Source organism: Actinomadura oligospora ATCC 43269 (assembly GCF_000518265.1).
Classification (GTDB): Bacteria; Actinomycetota; Actinomycetes; order Streptosporangiales; family Streptosporangiaceae; genus Spirillospora; species Spirillospora oligospora.
This window is the reverse complement of sequence record NZ_JADG01000010.1, coordinates 200,372-217,948: the sequence shown is the minus strand read 5'-3', so window position 1 is coordinate 217,948 and position 17,577 is coordinate 200,372. Positions and strand designations below refer to the sequence as shown.

The following is a 17,577-nucleotide window of genomic DNA, read 5'->3' as shown; positions in this document are numbered from 1 at the left end:
TCCCATGGGCATCGACGACCTGACACGGCGCGGTTTCCTCGCGGGGACGGCGGGCGCGGCCGCCGTGCTGGCGGCGGGCGGCGCCGAGGCCGACGCGGCGGCGTCCACCCGGGCCCCCGTCTCGGCCCTCCCGGAGCCGTCGAGATCGGGGATCGACCACATCGTCGTCGTGATGATGGAGAACCGCTCCTTCGACCACTACCTGGGCTGGCTTCCGGGCGCGGACGGCAAACAGGACGGCCTGACCTTCACCGACGCCCAGGGCGCGGAGCACTCCACGCACCACCTGACCGTCCCGTGGGGCTGCGGCTTCAACGACCCCGACCACTCCTACGGCGGCGGACGCGTCGAGTACAACGGCGGCAAGTGCGACGGCTGGCTGCGCGCCGGGCACAACGACGTGTTCTCGATCGGCTACTACAAGGGCGCCGACCTGGGCTTCCACGGCCACGCCGCCCGCGACTGGACGGTCTGCGACCGCTACTTCCCGGCGATCATGTCGTCCACCTTCCCGAACCGGATCTTCCAGCACGCGGGGCAGACCGACCGGACGTCCAACACGTTCACGATCTCCGAGCTCACCACGATCTGGGACCGCCTGAAGGCGAAGAAGATCTCCTGCCGGTACTACTTCAGCGACGTCCCGTTCACCGCCCTCTGGGGCCTGAAACACCTGGACGTCAGCCGGAACATCGGCGAGTTCTACGCCGACGCCAAGGCCGGGCGCCTGCCCGCCGTCAGCTTCGTCGAGCCCGGCTTCCTCGGCGAGGCGCTGCCCGGGATGTCCGAGGACGAGCACCCGCTCGCCGACATCCGGCTCGGCCAGAGCTTCCTGAACCGGGTCTACACGGCCGTCACCACGTCCCCGAACTGGCCGCGCACCCTGTTCGTGATCAACTACGACGAGTGGGGCGGCTTCTTCGACCACGTCCCGCCGCCGGCCGGGCCGGACCCGCGCCCCGACCTCGGCACCGGCCTGCGCGGGTTCCGCGTCCCCTGCCTGCTGATCTCCCCCAGGGCCCGCCGCCGCTCGATCGCCCACGAGGTCTACGACCACACCTCCGTCCTCAAGGCCATCGAGTGGCGCTGGGGCCTCGCGCCCCTCTCCGTCCGGGACGCCGCCGCCCGCAACATCGCCGAGGTCCTGGACTTCCACTCCAAGCCGAACCTGGACGCCCCGCGCTACACGGTTCCGCGGCCGATCACTCTCGGCTGCCTCGATCCCCACGCCCACACCGGCGACGACTGGCACGACCTGGCCGCCTACGCCGCCCGCCACGGCTTCGCCGCCAAGCGCCGCTGACCCTCCACCTTGGGCATCCGCCCTGGGGCCACCCTGGGTCCACCCTGGCCACCGCCGCGGAGCCGGGCCGCCGGCCGGCCCGGCTCCGATGTCACATGCACTCGGAATCCACGCTAAAGTTTTCCTTGTCGCCGCGAGGGACCGGCCCGAAAGGGAAGGCACCGAGCAGCACACGCGGAAGTGGCTCAGGGGTAGAGCATCACCTTGCCAAGGTGAGGGTCGCGGGTTCAAATCCCGTCTTCCGCTCTCCGGCCCACCCTCTCGGGTGGACGTCCGGGCGATTAGCTCAGTGGGAGAGCACTACCTTGACACGGTAGGGGTCACTGGTTCAATCCCAGTATCGCCCACCATAACGGTGCAGGTCAGGCAATTCGCCTGGCCTGCATTTTCCTTTTCGTCCCGGTTCTGGGGCTCCTCGGCGAGATCGCTGCGCGATTCGCTGATCATGCGGCTTCGGAGCGGAGCGTGACGTCCAGGGGCCGCCCTGGACGAGGTGGGCGTGACCGGCGGCGGAGGCGGGACGAACGGGAAAGACCCCGGCCGTGGTCGGCCGAGGTCTTCGCCGGTGCCGCTACTGCACGTACAGGGCCCAGCCGCGCCAGGGGTCGAGCTGGCAGATGTAGCTGCTGTACCCGCTGCGCATGTAGTACTCGCCGCCGCCCACGCACTGCGCCTGGTTCGGGTAGAAGGCGACGAAGAAGTAGCCGGACGCGGCGGCCGTCGTCGAGGACTCGGCGGCCGGGGCGGCGGAGGCGGTTCCGGCGAGCGCGGCGCCGGTCACGCCGAACATGGCGGCGGCGCCGAGTGCGGCGGCGACACGGGCAATACGTCGAGACATGGGGATCTCCCTGTTCAGAGACGACCTATCGCTGATCTCCGTCCGGCCGGACGATCAGATGATCGCTTCGCCGTCATCCGGAGGTCAACCGCGTCGATCAATTACGCCACGTGATCGTCACTGGTCCCATGCCCCTCATAAGTCAGGTTCCTCATCACCGAGCTTGACTTTCGCCGCTGTCATGACTCCGGTCACGGCCGGGTCCGGCGGCACGAAGGCATGCGTTCGGACACGCCGGGGCGTTCACGCCAAGTCGAGCGTCAACGGGGAACCGCACGTCAGGGACAGGACGGGCGGCGGCCAGGCGCGAGGCCGCGGTGTCGAAACGGTCGAGTGGCCCCAAGAACGCGCCGATGTCTTTTCGGATGCACTTGACAGTATAGGCTGCCGCCTTACGCAAAGGCGCAAACATTCTGCGAATGATGCGGATGGGGCGCGCTATACGCGAGTCATACGAGAACGATACCGGTGCGAGAAACGGGGACGGGCGGGCCGCGCGCCGATCGGGTGAACAAAGCGCAGAGTGAGGCCGTCGCGCCACCCGGTGAACAAGGCACTGCCGTTGCGGAACCGGAAGTACTTACTGGTCGGAAGGGTGTGCGCATCGGGTTGGCGGGGTGGCACACTGCGGGCGGGGACGGCATTCATCCGGGGGCGAGGACTTTTGGAGAAGGAGTTTCATGGCCGGGATGACGCGGCGGTCGGAGAAGGAGCCGCTGCTGAAGACGCGGTTCCTTTCGCACGGGACGCTGGAGGTGATCGACCTTCAGGAGTCGCGGCGGTTCTATGAGGAGGTGCTCGGGCTCGAGGTGCTCCAGCACGCGCCGATCGGACTGCTCGTGCGCCTCGGAGGCGACCACGTGTACGTCGCCGTCGAGACGCCGAAGGCCGAGCAGCACGAGATGCCGCTGCTCGGGCACAACGGGCTCGACGTGGGCACCCGCGAGGAGGTCGACGACGCGCACGCCACGCTCTCGGCCGTCCGCGAGGAGTACGGCATCCGGAAGATGACCAAGCCCGTCGACCAGCACGGGACGTACGCGTTCTACGTGCAGGACCTCGACAGGAACTGGTGGGAGATCGGGCACATGCCGCCCGGCGGCCACGCGTTCCGCTTCCGCGACCCGCAGAAGTACGACCTGACCGTCCGCGACGAGCCGCAGGGCGCGCCGGAGGAGCAGGCCGAATAGGCCGGACGTCTCGGCGGCACCCAGGCTCTGCGGGCCGTCCTGGCCGGGGACGGGTGCCGTCCGGTGTGACTAGACGTCGTTGAACGACCTGGCGAGGAGGGCGAGGCCCGTCCGGACGCGGTCGGTCGGGATGGCGCCGTAGCCGAGGACGATGCCGGGGCGGCGGACGTCGTCGCAGTAGTTCGTCAGGTCCTCGGCGGCGACGCCGAGTTCTCTGGCCCTGAGCAGCACGGCGGGGACGTCGACCGGGGCGTCCGGTTTGAGGAGGGCGCACAGGTGCAGGCCCGCCGTTGACGGGACGGGGTCGAGCCAGGCGGCCAGGTCGCCGGTGAGGGCCTCGGCGATCAGCTCGTGGCGGGCGGCGTAGGTGCGGGTGGCCTTGCGGATGTGGCGCGGCAGCTCACCCGAGTCGATGAAGCGGGCGAGCGCGCCCTGGGTCGCGGGATCGCCGTGCCAGTCGGTGAGTTGCCTGGCCGCGCGCAGCGCCGGTCGCAGCGAGGCGGGCGCGACGAGGAAGCCGACGCGCAGCATCGGCAGGAGGGTCTTGGAGAAGGTCCCGACGTAGATGACGCGTCCGGTGCGGTCAAGGCTCTGGAGCGGATCCAGGGGACGGTCGGAGAAGCGGAACTCGCTGTCGTAGTCGTCCTCGACGATCACCGCGTCGTGGCGTCCGGCCCAGTCGAGCAGGGCGGCGCGGCGGGCCAGCGACATCGGCGTGCCCAGCGGGAACTGGTGCGAGGGTGTCACGTAGACCAGGCGCGCGCCGTCCGGGAGCGCGTTCACGTCGAGCCCCTCGCGGTCGACGGGGACGGGCGTGACGCGGGCGCCGTGCGTGCGGAACAGGTGGCGGGCGGGCGGGTAGCCGGGGTCCTCGACGGCCACGGTGTCGCCGGGCTCGATCAGGACGCGTCCGATGAGGTCGAGCGCCTGCTGCGCGCCCTGGGTGACCAGCACGTCGTCGGCGCTCGCGCGGACCGAGCGGGAGAGCCCGGTGGAGCGGGCGACGGCCTCGCGCAGGCCGTGGTGCCCGGCGGGGTCGCCGTATCCGGTGGTCCTGACGGTCGCGGCGCGCCACTCGGCGGTGAGCAGCCGCCGCCAGACGGGGAGCGGGAACAGGTCCGGGTCGGGCGTGCCGACGCGGAAGTCGTAGGGGAAGGACGCCGATCCGGCGTTCGGGGGCCGCGCCGGGACGTCCCAGATCGGACGCGGGCGGGCGGCATGGCCTTCCGGGACGTCGCGGGGACGCCCGACGGGCGCGCGGCCGACGAACGTGCCGGATCCGACCCGGGCGACCAGCAGGCCCTCGGCGGTCAGGCGTTCGTAGGCGACGGAGACGGTGTTGCGCGACACGTCCAGGCGGCGCGCGAGCTCGCGGGTGGGAGGGAGGCGCTCCCCCGGCCGCAGGCGTCCGTCCAGGATCGCGTCCAGGATCCGCCGGTGGATGCGGGTGGCGAGGTCGCCGGGTCCGTCGAGGCTGATGTGCAGGTCGATCGCGATTGGCCCATCGAGGTATGCGGTCATTGGCACTTCCTGACGCCAATCGTAGGCCGTTGACTGGGATCACCGGAAAATGAACGACCTTGGAGTACGTCCTTGACCTCCGTCGACATGTGGTTCGACCCGAAGTGCCCCTGGGCCTGGAACACCTCCCGCTGGCTGCTCGAAGTGGAACGCGTCCGCGACGTGGAGGTGCGGTTCCGCGTGATGAGCCTCTGGCTGCTGAACGACGGCCGCGAGGGGCTGGAGGAGTGGTACGAGCGCTGGCTCGCCGACACGCTCGGGCCGGTCCGCGTGGCGATCGCGGCCGAGCAGAAGTACGGGACGCCCGTCCTGCGGGACCTGTACACCGCGCTCGGAAACCGCATCCACCACGACAAGACGCCGATCGGGCGGGAGCTGTACCTCAGCGCCCTGGACGAGATCGGCCTGGACGCCGGGCTCGCCGACGCCGCCGAGGCCGACGACTTCGACGAGGCGCTGCGGGCGAGTCATCACGCCGGGCTCGACCCGGTCGGCGAGAACCTCGGGACGCCCTCGATCCACGTCCCGGGGCCGGACGGGAAGGTCAACGCGTTCTTCGGGCCGGTCGTCACGCCCGTCCCGCGCGGTGAGGACGCCGGACGCCTCTGGGACGGCGTCCTGCTCGTCACGGCCGCGCCGGGGTTCTTCGAGCTGAAGCGCGGACGCACCGAATCCCCGCGCGTCGGATGAGGCGTCCGGCCCGGGGGTTCCCGGGGCTCCCGCCCGCGGGGCCGGGACGCGTCCTGGCGCTCGGGCAGCTGGCCAACTCGATCGGGGACGGGGCGTTCTACGCGACCTCGGCGCTGTTCTTCACGCGGGTCGTGGGGGTCTCGCCGTCCCGGGTCGGGATCGCGCTCACGGTCGGCTGGGCCTGCGGGATGCTGGCCGGGGTCCCGCTCGGCCACCTGGCCGACCGCCGGGGCCCGCGCCGCGTCACGGTGGCGCTGGCCCTCGCGACCGCGGCGGCCCTCGGCGGGCTGCTCGTCGTGAGGTCGTTCCCGCTGTTCGTCCTCGTCGTGTGCGTGTACGCGTGCTGCCAGGGCGGGCTGAACTCGGCGCGGCAGGCGCTGCTCGCGGGCCTGGTGGAACCCGCCCGGCGGACGGTCGTCCGGGCCCACCTGCAGTCCACGCTCAACGCGGGGCTGGCCGTCGGCGCCGGTCTGGGGGGACTGGCCCTGACCTTCGACGACGCCGCGTCCTACCGGGCGGTCCTCGCCATGGACGCGGTGAGTTTCGTCGTCGCGGCCGTCATCCTCCGGCGGCTTCCCGAGGTCGTTCCGGGCGACACCGGGCGTCCGCCGGGCGGGCCTCGCGCGGCCGTGCTGCGGGACCGTCCGTACGCGATGCTCATGCTGCTGAGCGCCGTCATGTACCTGAACATGCCGATCCTCAGCCTCGGGCTGCCGCTGTGGATCGTCCGGCGCACCGAGGCCCCGGGCTCGACGGCCGCGGTGATCCTGGTGGTCAACATGCTGACCGTCGTGCTGTTCCAGGTCCGCGTGAGCAGGCGGGTGGACGGTCCGCGCGGGGCCGTCCGGGCCTCCCGTCGGGCCGGGGCGCTGATGCTCGCGGCCTGCGCGGTCTTCGCGTCGTCGGCGGCCCCTGTGGGGGCGGTCGCCGCCGTCGCGATCCTCGTCGCCGCCGCCCTGATCCAGGTGTTCGCCGAGATGCTGCACGGCGCGAGCGCCGCGGAGCTCGGCTTCGGGCTCGCGCCGGACGGGCGGCAGGGGCAGTACCAGGGCTTCTTCGGCATGGCCCCGCAGCTCGCGCGGATGGCGGGGCCTTTGGTCCTGACCTGGCTGCTCGTCGGCCAGGGGCCCTCGGGCTGGCTGGTGCTGGGCGCGTTGTTCCTGCTCAGTGGGCTTGCCGTGGGTCCGGTCGTCCGGCTCGCCCTGGCCGGTTCGACCGGGGAGCGACCGGCCCGGACGGCACGCGCGGCACGTGCCGTCCGGTGACCGGTCATGGGCCGGGCGTCAGTTCCACGCCGTCCCGGCGGGGGTGCGGAAGGTGGTGTTGATGCGGTTGAAGAGGTTGGTGATCGCCACCATCAGCACCAGGGAGCCGAGCTGGCGTTCGTCGTAGTGCTTGGCGGCCTCGTCCCAGATCTCGTCGGTGACCGCGCCGGGACGGTCCGCCAGCCGGGTCGCCGCCTCGGCGAGCGCCAGCGCGGCCCGCTCGGCGTCGTCGAAGACCGGGTTCTCGTACCAGGCGGCGACGCCGTGCAGCTTGTCCGGGGAGACGCCCGCCTTGGTCGCCCCGGTGACACCGGCGTCGACGCAGGCGCTGCACCCGTTGATCTGGCTCGCGCGCAGGTGGACCAGCTCCAGCGTCTCGCGCGGGACGCCGCCGGAGTACACGTCCTTGAAGAGATGCTGGACGCCCTTGGTGAAGTCGGGTGAGACCGCCGCGTTCTGGATGCGCGAAGTCATCTGTCCTCCAGGAGGATGGTGATCGATCGGTGTACGCGACCACGACGTCCGGGCCCGGCGAGAGGTAACGCGGGCCCGGGGGTCACCTTTCCGGCGTCCGGCGCGTCCTTGTGGTGACACCGCCGCACGCCAGGGAGAACAGTGACCGACCAGGACGATCTCGCCGCGCGGTTCGAGATCCAGCGCCCCTACCTGCACGCGATCGCGTTCCGCGTGCTCGGCTCACACGCCGACGCGGACGACGCCGTCCAGGAGACGTGGCTCCGGCTCGCGCGGACCGGCCTCGGCGACATCGAGGACCTGCGCGGCTGGCTCACCACGGTGACCGGCCGGATCTGCCTGGACGTCCTGCGCCGGCGCGGGGTGCGGGGCGAGCAGCCGCTCGAACTGCACGTGGGCTCGCTCCCCCGGGAACCGGACGGGAACGCCCGGATCGACCCCGAGCGCGAGGCCGTCCTCGCCGACTCGGTCGGCCTCGCGCTGTACGTCGTCATGGACGCCCTGACCCCGGCGGAACGGGTGTCGTTCGTGCTTCACGACGTCTTCGACGTCCCCTTCAGCGGGATCGCGGCCATCCTCGGCCGGAGCACCGCCGCGACCAAGATGCTCGCGAGCCGGGCGCGCGGACGGCTGCGTTCAGGGACCCCCACCGACACCAACGCCGCCGCCCGTGAGGTCGTCGACGCGTTCCTGGCCGCCGCCGGGAGAGGCGACGTCGCCGGGCTCCTGAGCGCCCTCGCGCCCGAGGTCGAACTGCGGGCCCAGGGCCCCGAGGGCCTGGCCGTCATCCGCGGCGCGTCCAAGGTCGCCGCCCAGGCGGCACGGTTCGCCGTCCCGCACGCCCGGTCGCACCCGGCCCTCGTGGACGGCGTCCCCGGCGTCCTCATCACCGTGAACGGCCGCCCGGTCACGGTGATGGCCTTCACGGTCGAAAGCGGCGCCGTCACCGCCATCCACGGCCTGACCGACCCCGCCCGCCTCGGCCAACTCGTCCCCTCCTGGGTCACCTGACCCTCGCGGGCTCCGCCGATGTGTGGATTGTTCACTTCGGGTCTTTTGTCGTGTTGGGTGTTGGATCATTGGGGAGGGCGGAGCGCCGACAGGCGGGCGGTTCAGGGAGGGGATCTGTGACTGAGGGGCGGACGGGGCTGGTGCGGGCGCGGGCCTTGGGCGTGGCCCTGGTGGTCGGGGCGGGGTTCGGGGCGGCTACCTCGCTGCTCAATGGGCTGTCCGCGCACTTCGCGGATCTGGACAGCCGGGCCGCCACGACCCACGGGGCGTCGCCGCTGGAGATCGCCAGCACGTTGCTGGACTCCGGGTGGGCCTGGGCGGGGCTGGCGGTCGCGCTGGGCTGGCTGGTCACCCGGTCCGAGCGCGACGCCCGGGTGGCGATGCTGCTGGGCGCCGCGGCCGGTGCGTTGAGCCTGATCGCGGCCACGACCACCTACAGCATGGTGGACGCCGTCCGTGGGGCGGTCCACTGGTACGAGTCCGAGCCGGTGTTCTGGTACCTGGCCAGCGTCGTGTTCGGGATCCCGCTGGGGCTCGCGGGCGTGTGGACCCGGCGGCCCACCGTGGTCGGGCTGCTCGCGCGGCTGACCGTTCCGGTCGGGGCGCTCATGCAGATGGTGGTGGTTCCGCCCGGCCGCAACCTGCGGATCGTCGCGATCGGGCAGCTGATCGTGGTGACGGCGGCGATCGCGTGCATCGTGCTCGTCACCGTCACATGGCGGCGCGGCGTGAGGGGCCGCGGCGCGGTGTGAAGGCGCCGCCGGGCGGCGCCTTCACGGCTCAGTGGTTCGCCTGTTCCGGGGCGTGGTCCTGGTCGTCCCGGGGCGCGGGCGCGGGGACCGGCGGGGTGGCCAGTTCGCGGCTCAGCCGGTCCAGGTCGGTCGTGTGCTCGGTGTACTTCAGCTTGCGTGCGACCTTGGCCTGCTTGGCCTTGGCTCGGCCTCGTCCCATGGGTGTCCGTCCTCCCGGCGCCTGCTGTGCGGTTTGCCAGTATAGGCAATTGCACAATTCGGCAACTCGTCTCGGGGTCGGGGACGATCAGTGGCTTGCTAGTCTCGCGACCTGAGGGTTCGCGGAGGACAGGTGATCGGTTTGGGGGCGACGTCGATGGGTCGGAAGCCGTGAGCGCGCCGCTGTACCAGCTGAAGGCCGAGTTCTTCAAAACCCTGGGGCACCCGGCGCGGATCCGGGTGCTGGAGCTGCTCAGCGAGCGCGATCACGCGGTCGCCGAGATGCTGCCCGTGGTCGGGATCGAGCCCGCGCACCTGTCCCAGCAGCTGGCCGTGCTGCGGCGCGCCGGGCTGGTGGCGTCCCGCAAGGAGGGCGCGACGGTGATCTACTCCCTGACCAGCCCGCGGATCGCCGAACTACTGGCGGTGGCCCGGGGGATCCTGACCGGGGTGCTCTCCGAGCAGGCCGGTCTCCTGGACGATCTACGCGCGTCCGGGCGGCCCGGCTCGTCCTGATGGTCTGAAGTGGCGGGTGTGGCACGAGCGTCCCGAGCAATTGCTAAAATCAGCAATTGCGCACATCGGCATCTCGTGCGCGCCACCACGAGGACCCACTCTCCGAGGACGCCGTGAGACAGCTGCTGCGCAAGATCCGCGCGACCGGCCGGGTGGCCGAGCCCCCGCCGGAGCGGCCGGACGCCGAGATGCCGGACAAGGCCCGTGAGCTGGGCGGATCGGTCCAGATCCGGCATGTGGACGCCGGGTCGTGCAACGGCTGCGAGGTGGAGATCGCCTCGGCGTTCGGGCCGGTGTACGACGCCGAGCGGTACGGCGCGCGGCTGGTGGCCTCGCCCCGGCACGCCGACGCGCTGGTGGTGACCGGGCCGGTGACCCGGAACATGCGGATGGCGCTGCGCCGCACCTACGAGGCCGTCCCGGAGCCGCGGCTGGTGGTCGCCCTCGGCGACTGCGCGCGCAACTGCGGGGTGTTCGCGGAGGCCTACGGGGTCGAGGGCGCGGTGTCGGACGTGGTGCCCGTGGACGTCGAGGTGCCGGGCTGCCCGCCCGCGCCCGAGGCGATCGTGGCCGCGCTTCGCGGGCTCACCGGCCGGTGACGGGGTCGTCGGCCCCGTTCGTGGTGGCCTTGGCGGCCGGGCTGCTCGGCGCGGTCGCGGGGATCGCGCTGCCGCGGCGGGTCCGTCCGCTGGGGGCCGGGGTGTGCACGGCCGTCTCGGGCGCGGCGGGTGTGGTCGCGGGCGTCGCGGCGTTCGCGGGGCACCCCTGGTCGGCGTGGCTGCCGGACGTGGTGCCGCTGGCCGGGACGCGGCTGGCGGTGGACGGCCTCGGCGGGTTGTTCATCGCCGTCACCGGGGCCGTCGGGGTTTGCGCCGGGGTCTACGGGATCGCCTACTGCCGTCCGCATGGGGATCACGCGCTGGACGGACGGGCCGTCCAGGCGGTGACGCCGTTGTTCCTGGCGTCCATGCTGCTGGTGCCCGCAGCGGCGAGCGTGACGACGTTCCTGCTGGCCTGGGAGCTGATGGCGGTCGCGTCGTTGCTGCTGGTGCTGGCCGAGCACCGGCATCGGACGAGCGTCCGGGAGGCCGGGCTCTGGTACGCGGTGATGACGCAGCTGGGCATGGTCGTCCTGCTCGGCGGGCTGGTCGGGTTCGCGGCGGCGGCGCACGGCGAGTCGTTCGCGCGGCTGCGGGAGGCGGGGCGGGGGCTGTCCCCCGGCGTGCGGGCGGCGGTGTTCCTGGCCGTGTTCGTCGGGTGCGCGTCCAAGGCGGGGATCGTCCCGCTGCACGTGTGGCTGCCGCGCGCGCATCCCGAGGCGCCCGCTCACGTGTCGGCGCTGATGAGCGCCGCGATGGTGAACCTCGGCGTGTACGGGATCGTCCGGGTGGGGTTCGACCTGCTGGGCGGCGGTCCGGCGTGGTGGTGGCTTCTGGTCCTCGCGGCGGGCGCGGGGTCGGCGCTGTACGGGATCCTGCAGGCGGCCGTGGCGACCGACCTCAAGCGGTTGCTGGCCTATTCGACCTGCGAGAACATGGGGCTCGTCCTGATCGGGGTGGGGGCGGCCGGGCTGCTCGACCGCGCGGGCGCGAGGCCGCTGGCGGCGCTGGCGATGACCGCCGCGCTGCTGCACCTGGTGAACCATTCAGGCTTCAAGACACTGTTGTTCCTGGCCGCCGGGTCGGTGGTGCGGGCGGCCGGGACCGGTGACCTGGACGCGCTGGGCGGGCTCCGGACGCGGATGCCGGTCACGACCGTCCTGTTCGGGCTGGGCGCGCTGGGAGCGTCGGCGCTGCCGCTCGGCAACGGGTTCGTGAGCGAGTGGCTGCTGCTTCAGGGCCTGGTCAAGGCGCTCGGGTCGGGCGGGACGGCCGTGGCCGTCACGATGCCGCTGGCCGTCGCGGTCGTCGCGTTGACGGCCGGGCTGGCCGTGGCGACGTTCGTGAAGGCGTTCGGCGTCGGATTCCTCGCGCGGGCGCGTAGTGAGAAGGCTGAGAGGGCCACCGAAAGCCCGCGCGCGATGCTGCTTGGGATGTCGCTCGCGGCGGCGTGCTGCGTGGTGCTCGCGCTCGGTCCGGTCTCCGTGCTTCCGGGGATCGCGCGGGCCGTCCGGGTGGTGGTTCCGGGGCCGGACGCGGTGACCGGGCCGGTGACGCTGCGTTTGCACGGGGTGGCGAGCACGCTGTCGCCGCTGTGGATCGCGGTGGCGTTGATCCTGGTCCTGGCCGTCCTGCGGGTGACCGTGATGCGGCGGGCGCGGCGCCGGGCCCGGCTCTGGGACTGCGGCATGGGGCCGACGTCGGCGCGCATGGAGTACACGGCGACGTCGTTCGCCGAGCCCCTGCAGCGGGTCTTCGACAACGTCCTCGCGCCCGAGACGGACGTGGACGTCACGCCGCTCGCCGAGTCGGCCTACCTGGTGGAGAGCGTGACCTACCGGGCGCGGCTCGGCGACCGGATCGAGCACCGGATCTACCGTCCGGTGATCGCGGCGGCGGCGTGGTTCGGCCGGGTCGCGCGAGGGTTGGGGAACGGCAGCGTGCACCGCTATCTCGGCTACGGCTTCTGCGCCTTCACCGGCGTCCTGATCGTCCTGGCGGTGACCCGATGACGGCGGCCGGGATCGTCGGCGCGACGGCGCAGGTGCTGCTGGTCGGCGCGGGCTCGCCGCTGCTGGTCGGGCTGATGCGGCAGGTGCGCGCCCGCATGGAGGGGCGCGCCGGGCCGGGCGTCTGGCAGCCATGGCGTGACCTGCGGAAACTACTGCGCAAGGAGGCCATCGCCCCGGACGGCACCGGGCCGGTGTTCCGGCTCGCGCCGCTCGTCCTGGCGGGCACCGCGCTGGTCGCGGCGGCCGTGGTGCCGATCGTGACCACCGCGTCCCCGCTGGACGGCTCGGCCGACCTGTTCGCCGTCACGGCGCTGCTGGCGCTCGGGACGGTCGCCCTCGCGCTCGCCGGGCTGGACACCGCGACGGCGTTCGGCGGGATGGGCGCGAGCCGGGAGGTGGTCGTCCTGGCGCTGGTGGAGCCGACGATCCTGATGTCGGTGTTCGCGCTGTCGGCGCGGGTCGGGTCCACCGACCTCGGCGCGATCGTGACGTCCACGCTGCACCGGCCCGAGCTGGTGGTCTCGCCGGTCAGCCTGCTGGCGGCGGTCGCGCTCGCGGTCGTCGTCATCGCCGAGACCGGGCGGCTGCCGGTGGACAACCCGTCCACGCACCTGGAGCTGACGATGATCCACGAGGCGATGGTGCTGGAGTACGCGGGGCCGGACCTGGCGCTGGTCGAGTGGGCTTCGGCGATGCGGCTGACCGTCCTGCTGGGGCTGTTCGCGAACCTCTTCGCGCCGTGGGGCATCGCCGGGGCGTCCCTGGTGATGCTGCCGGTCGCGGTCGTGGTGTTCGCGCTGAAGGTGGCGCTGCTCGGCGGGACGCTGGCGGCCGGTGAGGTGTTCATGGCCAAGCTGCGGATGTTCCGCGTGCCCGAGCTGCTGGCCGGTTCGTTCGTCATGGCGGTGCTCGCCGTCGCCGCGTCCTACTTCCTGGTCTGAGGCGGAGGCGATGACCGAGACCGTGTACGTCCAACTGCTGGACCTGACCTGCGGCGCGCTGGTGCTCGCGGCCGTGCTGGTGCTGTGGCGGCGCGACCTGCGGGCGATCGTCCGGCTGTTCGCCGCGCAGGGCGTCGCGCTGGCCGCGCTGGTCGCCGTGCTCGGCGTCCACGCGCACGACGCGGGCCTGGTGGCGCTGGCCGCCGGGGCCGGGGTGCTGCGCGGCCTGCTGCTCCCGCTGCTGCTGCGCCGCGCGATGCGGGCGGGCGGCGCGGGCCGCGAGACCGAGCCGCTGGTGAACGTGGCCGCCTCGCTCGTGGTCGCGGCGCTGCTGGCGCTGCTCTCCTACGCCGTGACGCGTCCGGTCGTGGCGCTCGAGCCGTCGCCCGCGACGCACGCCGCGCCGGTCGCGGTGACCGTGGTGCTCATCGGGTTCTTCGTGCTGGTGACGCGCCGCCGCGCGCTGTCCCAGGTGGTCGGGTTCCTGCTGGTGGACAACGGGATCACGGCGCTGGCCTTCCTCACCACCTCGGGCGTGCCGCTGGCGGTGGAGCTCGGGGTGTCCCTGGACGTCCTGCTCGCGGTACTGGTGCTGCGGGTGCTGACCACGCGGATGCGCGCCGCGTTCGGCGGCACCGACCTCGACGACCTGCGGGAGCTGCGCGACTGATGACCGTTCTGCTGCTGGTTCCGCCCGTCCTGCCGCTGCTCGCCGCCGGACTGCACGCCGTGTTCGGCTGGCGGCGTGGCACGGCCTGGCTGGGCGTCCTCGCCTCGGCCGGGCTGCTGGGCGCGGGGATCGCGCTGGCCGCGTCCGTCTCGTCCCGTCCGCGCACCGGGCTGGACGGGTTCCTCCGGGCGGACGCGTTGAGCGCCTACATGGTGATCGTCATCGGGGCGGTGGCGTTGCTGGCGTCGCTGGCCGCGCCGTCCTATCTGGCCGCCGAGAAGGCCGAGGGGCACGCCACGGACGCCGATCTACGGCGGTACGGGATGCTCAGCCAGGCGTTCGTCGCGGCGATGGCGCTGGCCGTGCTGGCGGCGAGCCTCGGCATCCTGTGGGTCGCGGTCGAGGCGACGACGATCCTGACGGCGTTCCTCGTCGGGTTCCGGCGAACGCGCAACGCGACCGAGGCCGCGTGGAAGTACGTCGTGATCTGCTCGGCCGGGATCGCGCTGGCGTTCCTCGGGGTGGTGCTGCTGCACTTCGCCGCGCGGCACGCGCACGTCCCCGAGGCCGGGGCGCTGGACTGGGCGTCCCTGGTGCGGCACGCGGACGGCCTGGACGCCGGCGTGACGCGGATCGCGGTCGCGCTGCTGGTGCTCGGGTTCGGCACCAAGGCCGGGCTGGCGCCGATGCACGCGTGGCTGCCGGACGCGCACAGTCAGGCCCCCGCGCCGGTGTCGGCGCTGATGTCCGGGGTGCTGCTGTCGGTCGCGTTCTACGCGGTGCTGCGCGTCCGGGTGATCGCGGACGCGGCGCTCGGCGCCGGCTTCACGCGGACGCTGCTGCTGATCGTCGCCCTGGCGTCCCTGGCCGTCGCCGCCTCGCTGCTGCTGGCCCAGCGCGACTACAAGCGGCTGCTCGCCTACTCCAGCATCGAGCACATGGGACTGCTCGCGCTCGGCACGGCGATCGGGACGCCGCTGGCCCTGACCGCCGTGCTGCTGCACGTCCTCGGGCACGGGCTGGCCAAGTCCGTCGCCTTCCTGGCGTCCGGGTTCGTGCACCAGGCGGTCGGGAGCAGCCGGATCGAGGCGGCCCGCGGCCTGCTCACGCGCGGCCCCCTGGTCGCGGGGTGCTTCGGCGCCGGGCTGCTCGCGCTGCTGGGTTTCCCGCCGTTCAGCCTGTTCGCCAGCGAGCTCGGGATCTTCCGCGCCGGGTTCGACGCCGGGCTCGGCTGGGCGGTCGGGATCGCGCTCGCGCTGCTGGCCGTCGTCCTCGCCGGGATCGCCGCCCGGACGGGGCGTATGCTGCTCGGCGCTCCGTCCCGGCAACCGGGACCGGGGGCGGCGACCATCCCCGCGGCTCCGATCCGTCCCGCCGTCTCCGCCGCCCTGGCCCTGCTGCTGGGGCTCGCCGCCTGTGCGGCGCTGGGCGTCACCGCCTGGCCGCTGGACTCGCTCCTGAACCACGCCGCCGCCGTTCTAGAAGGCCGTCCTTGAACGTCACCGTCACCGAGGTCCCCGCCGGCCGGCTGCCCGCGCGCGCCGCCGCGCTGCTGGACGCCGGGCACCGGCTCGCCCTGACCGCCGCGCACGAGGACCCGGACGGGTCGCTGCGCGTGGTGTACCTGTTCACCCTGGCCGCGTCCGGGGACTCCCCCGACCGGCGGGCCGAGCTGCACGTCCGGCTCGACCCGTCCGACCCGGTGGTGCCGAGCCTGGCGCACCTGAGCTTCCCGGCCGGACGGTTCGAACGCGAGATGCGGGACCTGTACGGGATCGTCCCGGCGGACCACCCGCTGCCGCACCGGCTCGTCCGGCACCACCACTGGCCGCGCGGCTGGTACCCGATGCGCGCCGACGCCGGGCCGCCGCCGGAGTTCGGCGACCCCGAGGGCCCCTACCCGTTCATGGAGGTCGGGGGCGCGGGCGTGTACGAGATCCCGGTCGGGCCGGTGCACGCCGGGATGATCGAACCCGGCCACTTCCGGTTCTCGGTCGTCGGCGAGAGCATCCTGAAGCTGAAGGCGCGGCTCTGGTTCGTCCACAAGGGCCTGGAGAAGCTGTTCGAGGGCCGTCTCCCGGTGGACGCGCTGCCGCTCGCCGAGCGGGTCAGCGGCGACACCGCCGTCGGTCACGCGCTGGCGTTCTGCCTGGCCGTCGAGGACGCGGCGGGCGTGCGGGTCTCCCCCGGCGCGCAGCGGGCGCGGGCCCTGCTGCTGGAGCTCGAACGCCTCTACAACCACGTCACCGACCTCGGCGCGCTGTGCAACGACGTGGGCCACTCGATCCTGAACGCCCAGTTCGGCCGGGTCCGGGAGCAGCTGCTCAGGCTGAACGCGGCCACCACCGGGCACCGGCTGCTGCGCGGCGGCGTCGTGCCGGGCGGGGCCCTGCTGCTCGCGGTCCCCGACGCCGCCGCCCTGAGGGCGCTGGCCGCCGACGTCGCCGAACTGGTCGACCTGGCCCTCGGACACACCGTCGTCCTCGACCGCTTCACCGGGACCGCGCCGCTCCCCCTGGACGCGGCCCGCGACCTCGGCACACTCGGGTACGTCGCCCGCGCGAGCGGGCTCGACGTCGACGCCCGCCGCGACCACCCGATCACCGACCTTCGTCCGGCGCTGGCCGTCGCGACCCGGACGTCCGGGGACGTGCTGGCGCGCTTCCAGGTCCGGGCGGAGGAGATCGCGGCGTCCGTCGCGCTGGTGACCGACCTGGCCTACGGCATGTCCCCCGGCCTGACCAGCTACTGGCCTCCGCTGTCGGCCCCGGGCGAACGGGCGTCCGGGATCGGCGTGGCCGAGGGCTGGCGCGGGACGATCGTCCACCGGGTCGAGCTGGCCGCCGACGGGACGCTGTCCCGCACGAAGATCGTCGACCCGTCCTTCTTCAACTGGCCCGCCCTGCCGGTGGCCCTGACCGGCGCGATCGTCCCGGACTTCCCGCTGGTCAACAAGAGCTTCAACCTCTCCTACGCGGGCAACGACCTCTGACGCGGCCGCTGCGCCGCGACGGCCTCGGACTCTCGCGGCGCACCGCAGGTCACGCTTCGGCAGAGGCTGCGCTCAGCAGGCTGTCCATCGCCTTCGCCAGACGGGCTCTGACCTCGGGGTCGGTGATGACGCCGTCGTCGTTCACCTGGCCGCGGTCGACCGGGAGGCGGACGCACGCCTCGTCCACGATCGCCGCGCCCGTGTAGCCGAGGACGGTGCGCAACGTGGCCTCGGCGCCGCCGCCACGCCCCGGAGCCGCGACGTTCACCCAGGCGGACGGCTTGTCGCCGATCTCGTTGCCGCCGACGGTCCAGTCGAGCAGGTTCTTGAACGAACCGGGCAGGGTGCCCGCGTACTCGGGGGTGCAGATCAGCAGCGCGTCCGCCTCGTCGATCGCGGCGCGCAGACCGGTCACCGGCGCCGGGAGCGGGTCGGCGTCGTCGTCGGGGTTGAAGTGGGGCAGGTCGGCCAGCCCGGTGTAGCGGACCGCGCGGACGCCGGGCGGGGCCACGTCCAGGGCCGTCCGCAGCATGACCTCGTTGGACGAATCGGCACGCAGGCTGCCGCTCAGTAGCAAGATCACAGAATTCTCCATCACCTCAACG

The 17,577-nt window shown here is 72.9% G+C and carries 18 protein-coding genes and 2 tRNA genes; 15 read left to right on the top strand and 5 right to left on the bottom strand.

What is annotated here, in order from left to right; genetic code table 11:
- Positions 1-4 precede the first annotated feature (4 nt).
- From P696_RS0117110 to P696_RS0117100, 3 genes are all read left to right on the top strand, one after another.
- A complete protein-coding gene (locus P696_RS0117110) occupies positions 5-1,303 on the top strand; it encodes an alkaline phosphatase family protein (protein WP_026413289.1) in 1,299 nt (432 codons plus the stop codon).
- A gap of 174 nt (positions 1,304-1,477) precedes the next feature.
- Positions 1,478-1,549, top strand: a tRNA-Gly gene (locus P696_RS0117105).
- 29 nt (positions 1,550-1,578) lie between these two features.
- Positions 1,579-1,653 (top strand) — tRNA-Val (locus tag P696_RS0117100).
- Between the two features lie 221 nt (positions 1,654-1,874).
- On the opposite strand, the gene P696_RS0117095 is transcribed toward P696_RS0117100, so the two are convergent.
- The gene (locus P696_RS0117095) at positions 1,875-2,141 is read right to left on the bottom strand and encodes a hypothetical protein (RefSeq protein ID WP_157429747.1); all 267 of its coding nucleotides are present in this window, start codon (positions 2,139-2,141) and stop codon (positions 1,875-1,877) included.
- Between the two features lie 680 nt (positions 2,142-2,821).
- Between P696_RS0117095 and P696_RS46155 the strand changes: the two genes are divergently transcribed.
- Positions 2,822-3,331 (top strand): VOC family protein, encoded by a 510-nt coding sequence (locus P696_RS46155; protein WP_051467779.1) that lies wholly within the window; start codon positions 2,822-2,824, stop codon positions 3,329-3,331.
- 69 nt (positions 3,332-3,400) lie between these two features.
- Here P696_RS46155 and pdxR read toward each other — a convergent pair whose 3' ends face one another.
- Positions 3,401-4,852, bottom strand: coding sequence for a MocR-like pyridoxine biosynthesis transcription factor PdxR (gene pdxR / locus P696_RS0117085; RefSeq protein WP_245627698.1), 1,452 nt, complete (start codon positions 4,850-4,852; stop codon positions 3,401-3,403).
- A gap of 87 nt (positions 4,853-4,939) precedes the next feature.
- On the opposite strand from pdxR, the gene P696_RS0117080 reads away from it, so the two are divergent.
- Both P696_RS0117080 and P696_RS46150 read left to right on the top strand, forming a co-directional pair.
- Positions 4,940-5,542 carry a DsbA family protein gene (locus P696_RS0117080; RefSeq protein ID WP_034485528.1) on the top strand — a complete coding sequence of 201 codons (603 nt, stop codon included), beginning with the start codon at positions 4,940-4,942 and terminating at the stop codon, positions 5,540-5,542.
- Positions 5,539-6,807 carry an MFS transporter gene (locus P696_RS46150; RefSeq protein ID WP_051467778.1) on the top strand — a complete coding sequence of 423 codons (1,269 nt, stop codon included), beginning with the start codon at positions 5,539-5,541 and terminating at the stop codon, positions 6,805-6,807. Before P696_RS0117080 ends, P696_RS46150 begins: the two co-directional genes overlap by 4 nt.
- A gap of 18 nt (positions 6,808-6,825) precedes the next feature.
- Here P696_RS46150 and P696_RS0117070 read toward each other — a convergent pair whose 3' ends face one another.
- Positions 6,826-7,281, bottom strand: a complete 456-nt coding sequence (locus P696_RS0117070; RefSeq protein WP_026413285.1) for a carboxymuconolactone decarboxylase family protein — start codon at positions 7,279-7,281, stop codon at positions 6,826-6,828.
- Positions 7,282-7,422: 141 nt separating this feature from the next.
- On the opposite strand from P696_RS0117070, the gene P696_RS0117065 reads away from it, so the two are divergent.
- Both P696_RS0117065 and P696_RS46145 read left to right on the top strand, forming a co-directional pair.
- Positions 7,423-8,292 carry a sigma-70 family RNA polymerase sigma factor gene (locus P696_RS0117065; RefSeq protein ID WP_026413284.1) on the top strand — a complete coding sequence of 290 codons (870 nt, stop codon included), beginning with the start codon at positions 7,423-7,425 and terminating at the stop codon, positions 8,290-8,292.
- 116 nt (positions 8,293-8,408) lie between these two features.
- Complete coding sequence (locus P696_RS46145; RefSeq protein WP_051467777.1) at positions 8,409-9,044, top strand: DUF6518 family protein; 636 nt, start codon at positions 8,409-8,411, stop codon at positions 9,042-9,044.
- Positions 9,045-9,072: 28 nt separating this feature from the next.
- Here the strand turns inward: P696_RS46145 and P696_RS54515 are convergent, their stop codons facing one another.
- Positions 9,073-9,243 (bottom strand): DUF3073 family protein, encoded by a 171-nt coding sequence (locus P696_RS54515; protein ID WP_084337651.1) that lies wholly within the window; start codon positions 9,241-9,243, stop codon positions 9,073-9,075.
- Between the two features lie 170 nt (positions 9,244-9,413).
- Between P696_RS54515 and P696_RS0117050 the strand changes: the two genes are divergently transcribed.
- From P696_RS0117050 to P696_RS0117020, 7 genes are all read left to right on the top strand, one after another.
- Positions 9,414-9,758, top strand: a complete 345-nt coding sequence (locus P696_RS0117050; protein ID WP_026413283.1) for an ArsR/SmtB family transcription factor — start codon at positions 9,414-9,416, stop codon at positions 9,756-9,758.
- A gap of 113 nt (positions 9,759-9,871) precedes the next feature.
- Positions 9,872-10,357, top strand: a complete 486-nt coding sequence (locus P696_RS0117045) for an NADH-quinone oxidoreductase subunit B family protein (RefSeq protein WP_026413282.1) — start codon at positions 9,872-9,874, stop codon at positions 10,355-10,357.
- Positions 10,354-12,369, top strand: a complete 2,016-nt coding sequence (locus P696_RS0117040) for a proton-conducting transporter transmembrane domain-containing protein (RefSeq protein ID WP_026413281.1) — start codon at positions 10,354-10,356, stop codon at positions 12,367-12,369. The genes P696_RS0117045 and P696_RS0117040 overlap by 4 nt, the downstream gene beginning before the upstream one ends.
- A complete protein-coding gene (locus P696_RS0117035) occupies positions 12,366-13,310 on the top strand; it encodes a respiratory chain complex I subunit 1 family protein (protein ID WP_026413280.1) in 945 nt (314 codons plus the stop codon). The genes P696_RS0117040 and P696_RS0117035 overlap by 4 nt, the downstream gene beginning before the upstream one ends.
- A gap of 10 nt (positions 13,311-13,320) precedes the next feature.
- Positions 13,321-13,980: a hypothetical protein gene (locus tag P696_RS0117030; RefSeq protein ID WP_026413279.1), complete on the top strand. Its 660-nt coding sequence runs from the start codon at positions 13,321-13,323 to the stop codon at positions 13,978-13,980.
- Complete coding sequence (locus tag P696_RS0117025; protein ID WP_026413278.1) at positions 13,980-15,476, top strand: proton-conducting transporter transmembrane domain-containing protein; 1,497 nt, start codon at positions 13,980-13,982, stop codon at positions 15,474-15,476. The genes P696_RS0117030 and P696_RS0117025 overlap by 1 nt, the downstream gene beginning before the upstream one ends.
- Entirely contained in the window at positions 15,473-16,972 is a 1,500-nt protein-coding gene (locus P696_RS0117020; protein WP_051467776.1) for a hydrogenase large subunit, read from the top strand. Before P696_RS0117025 ends, P696_RS0117020 begins: the two co-directional genes overlap by 4 nt.
- A 49-nt stretch (positions 16,973-17,021) precedes the next feature.
- On the opposite strand, the gene P696_RS0117015 is transcribed toward P696_RS0117020, so the two are convergent.
- Positions 17,022-17,567 (bottom strand): NADPH-dependent FMN reductase, encoded by a 546-nt coding sequence (locus P696_RS0117015; RefSeq protein ID WP_026413276.1) that lies wholly within the window; start codon positions 17,565-17,567, stop codon positions 17,022-17,024.
- Positions 17,568-17,577: the final 10 nt, after the last annotated feature.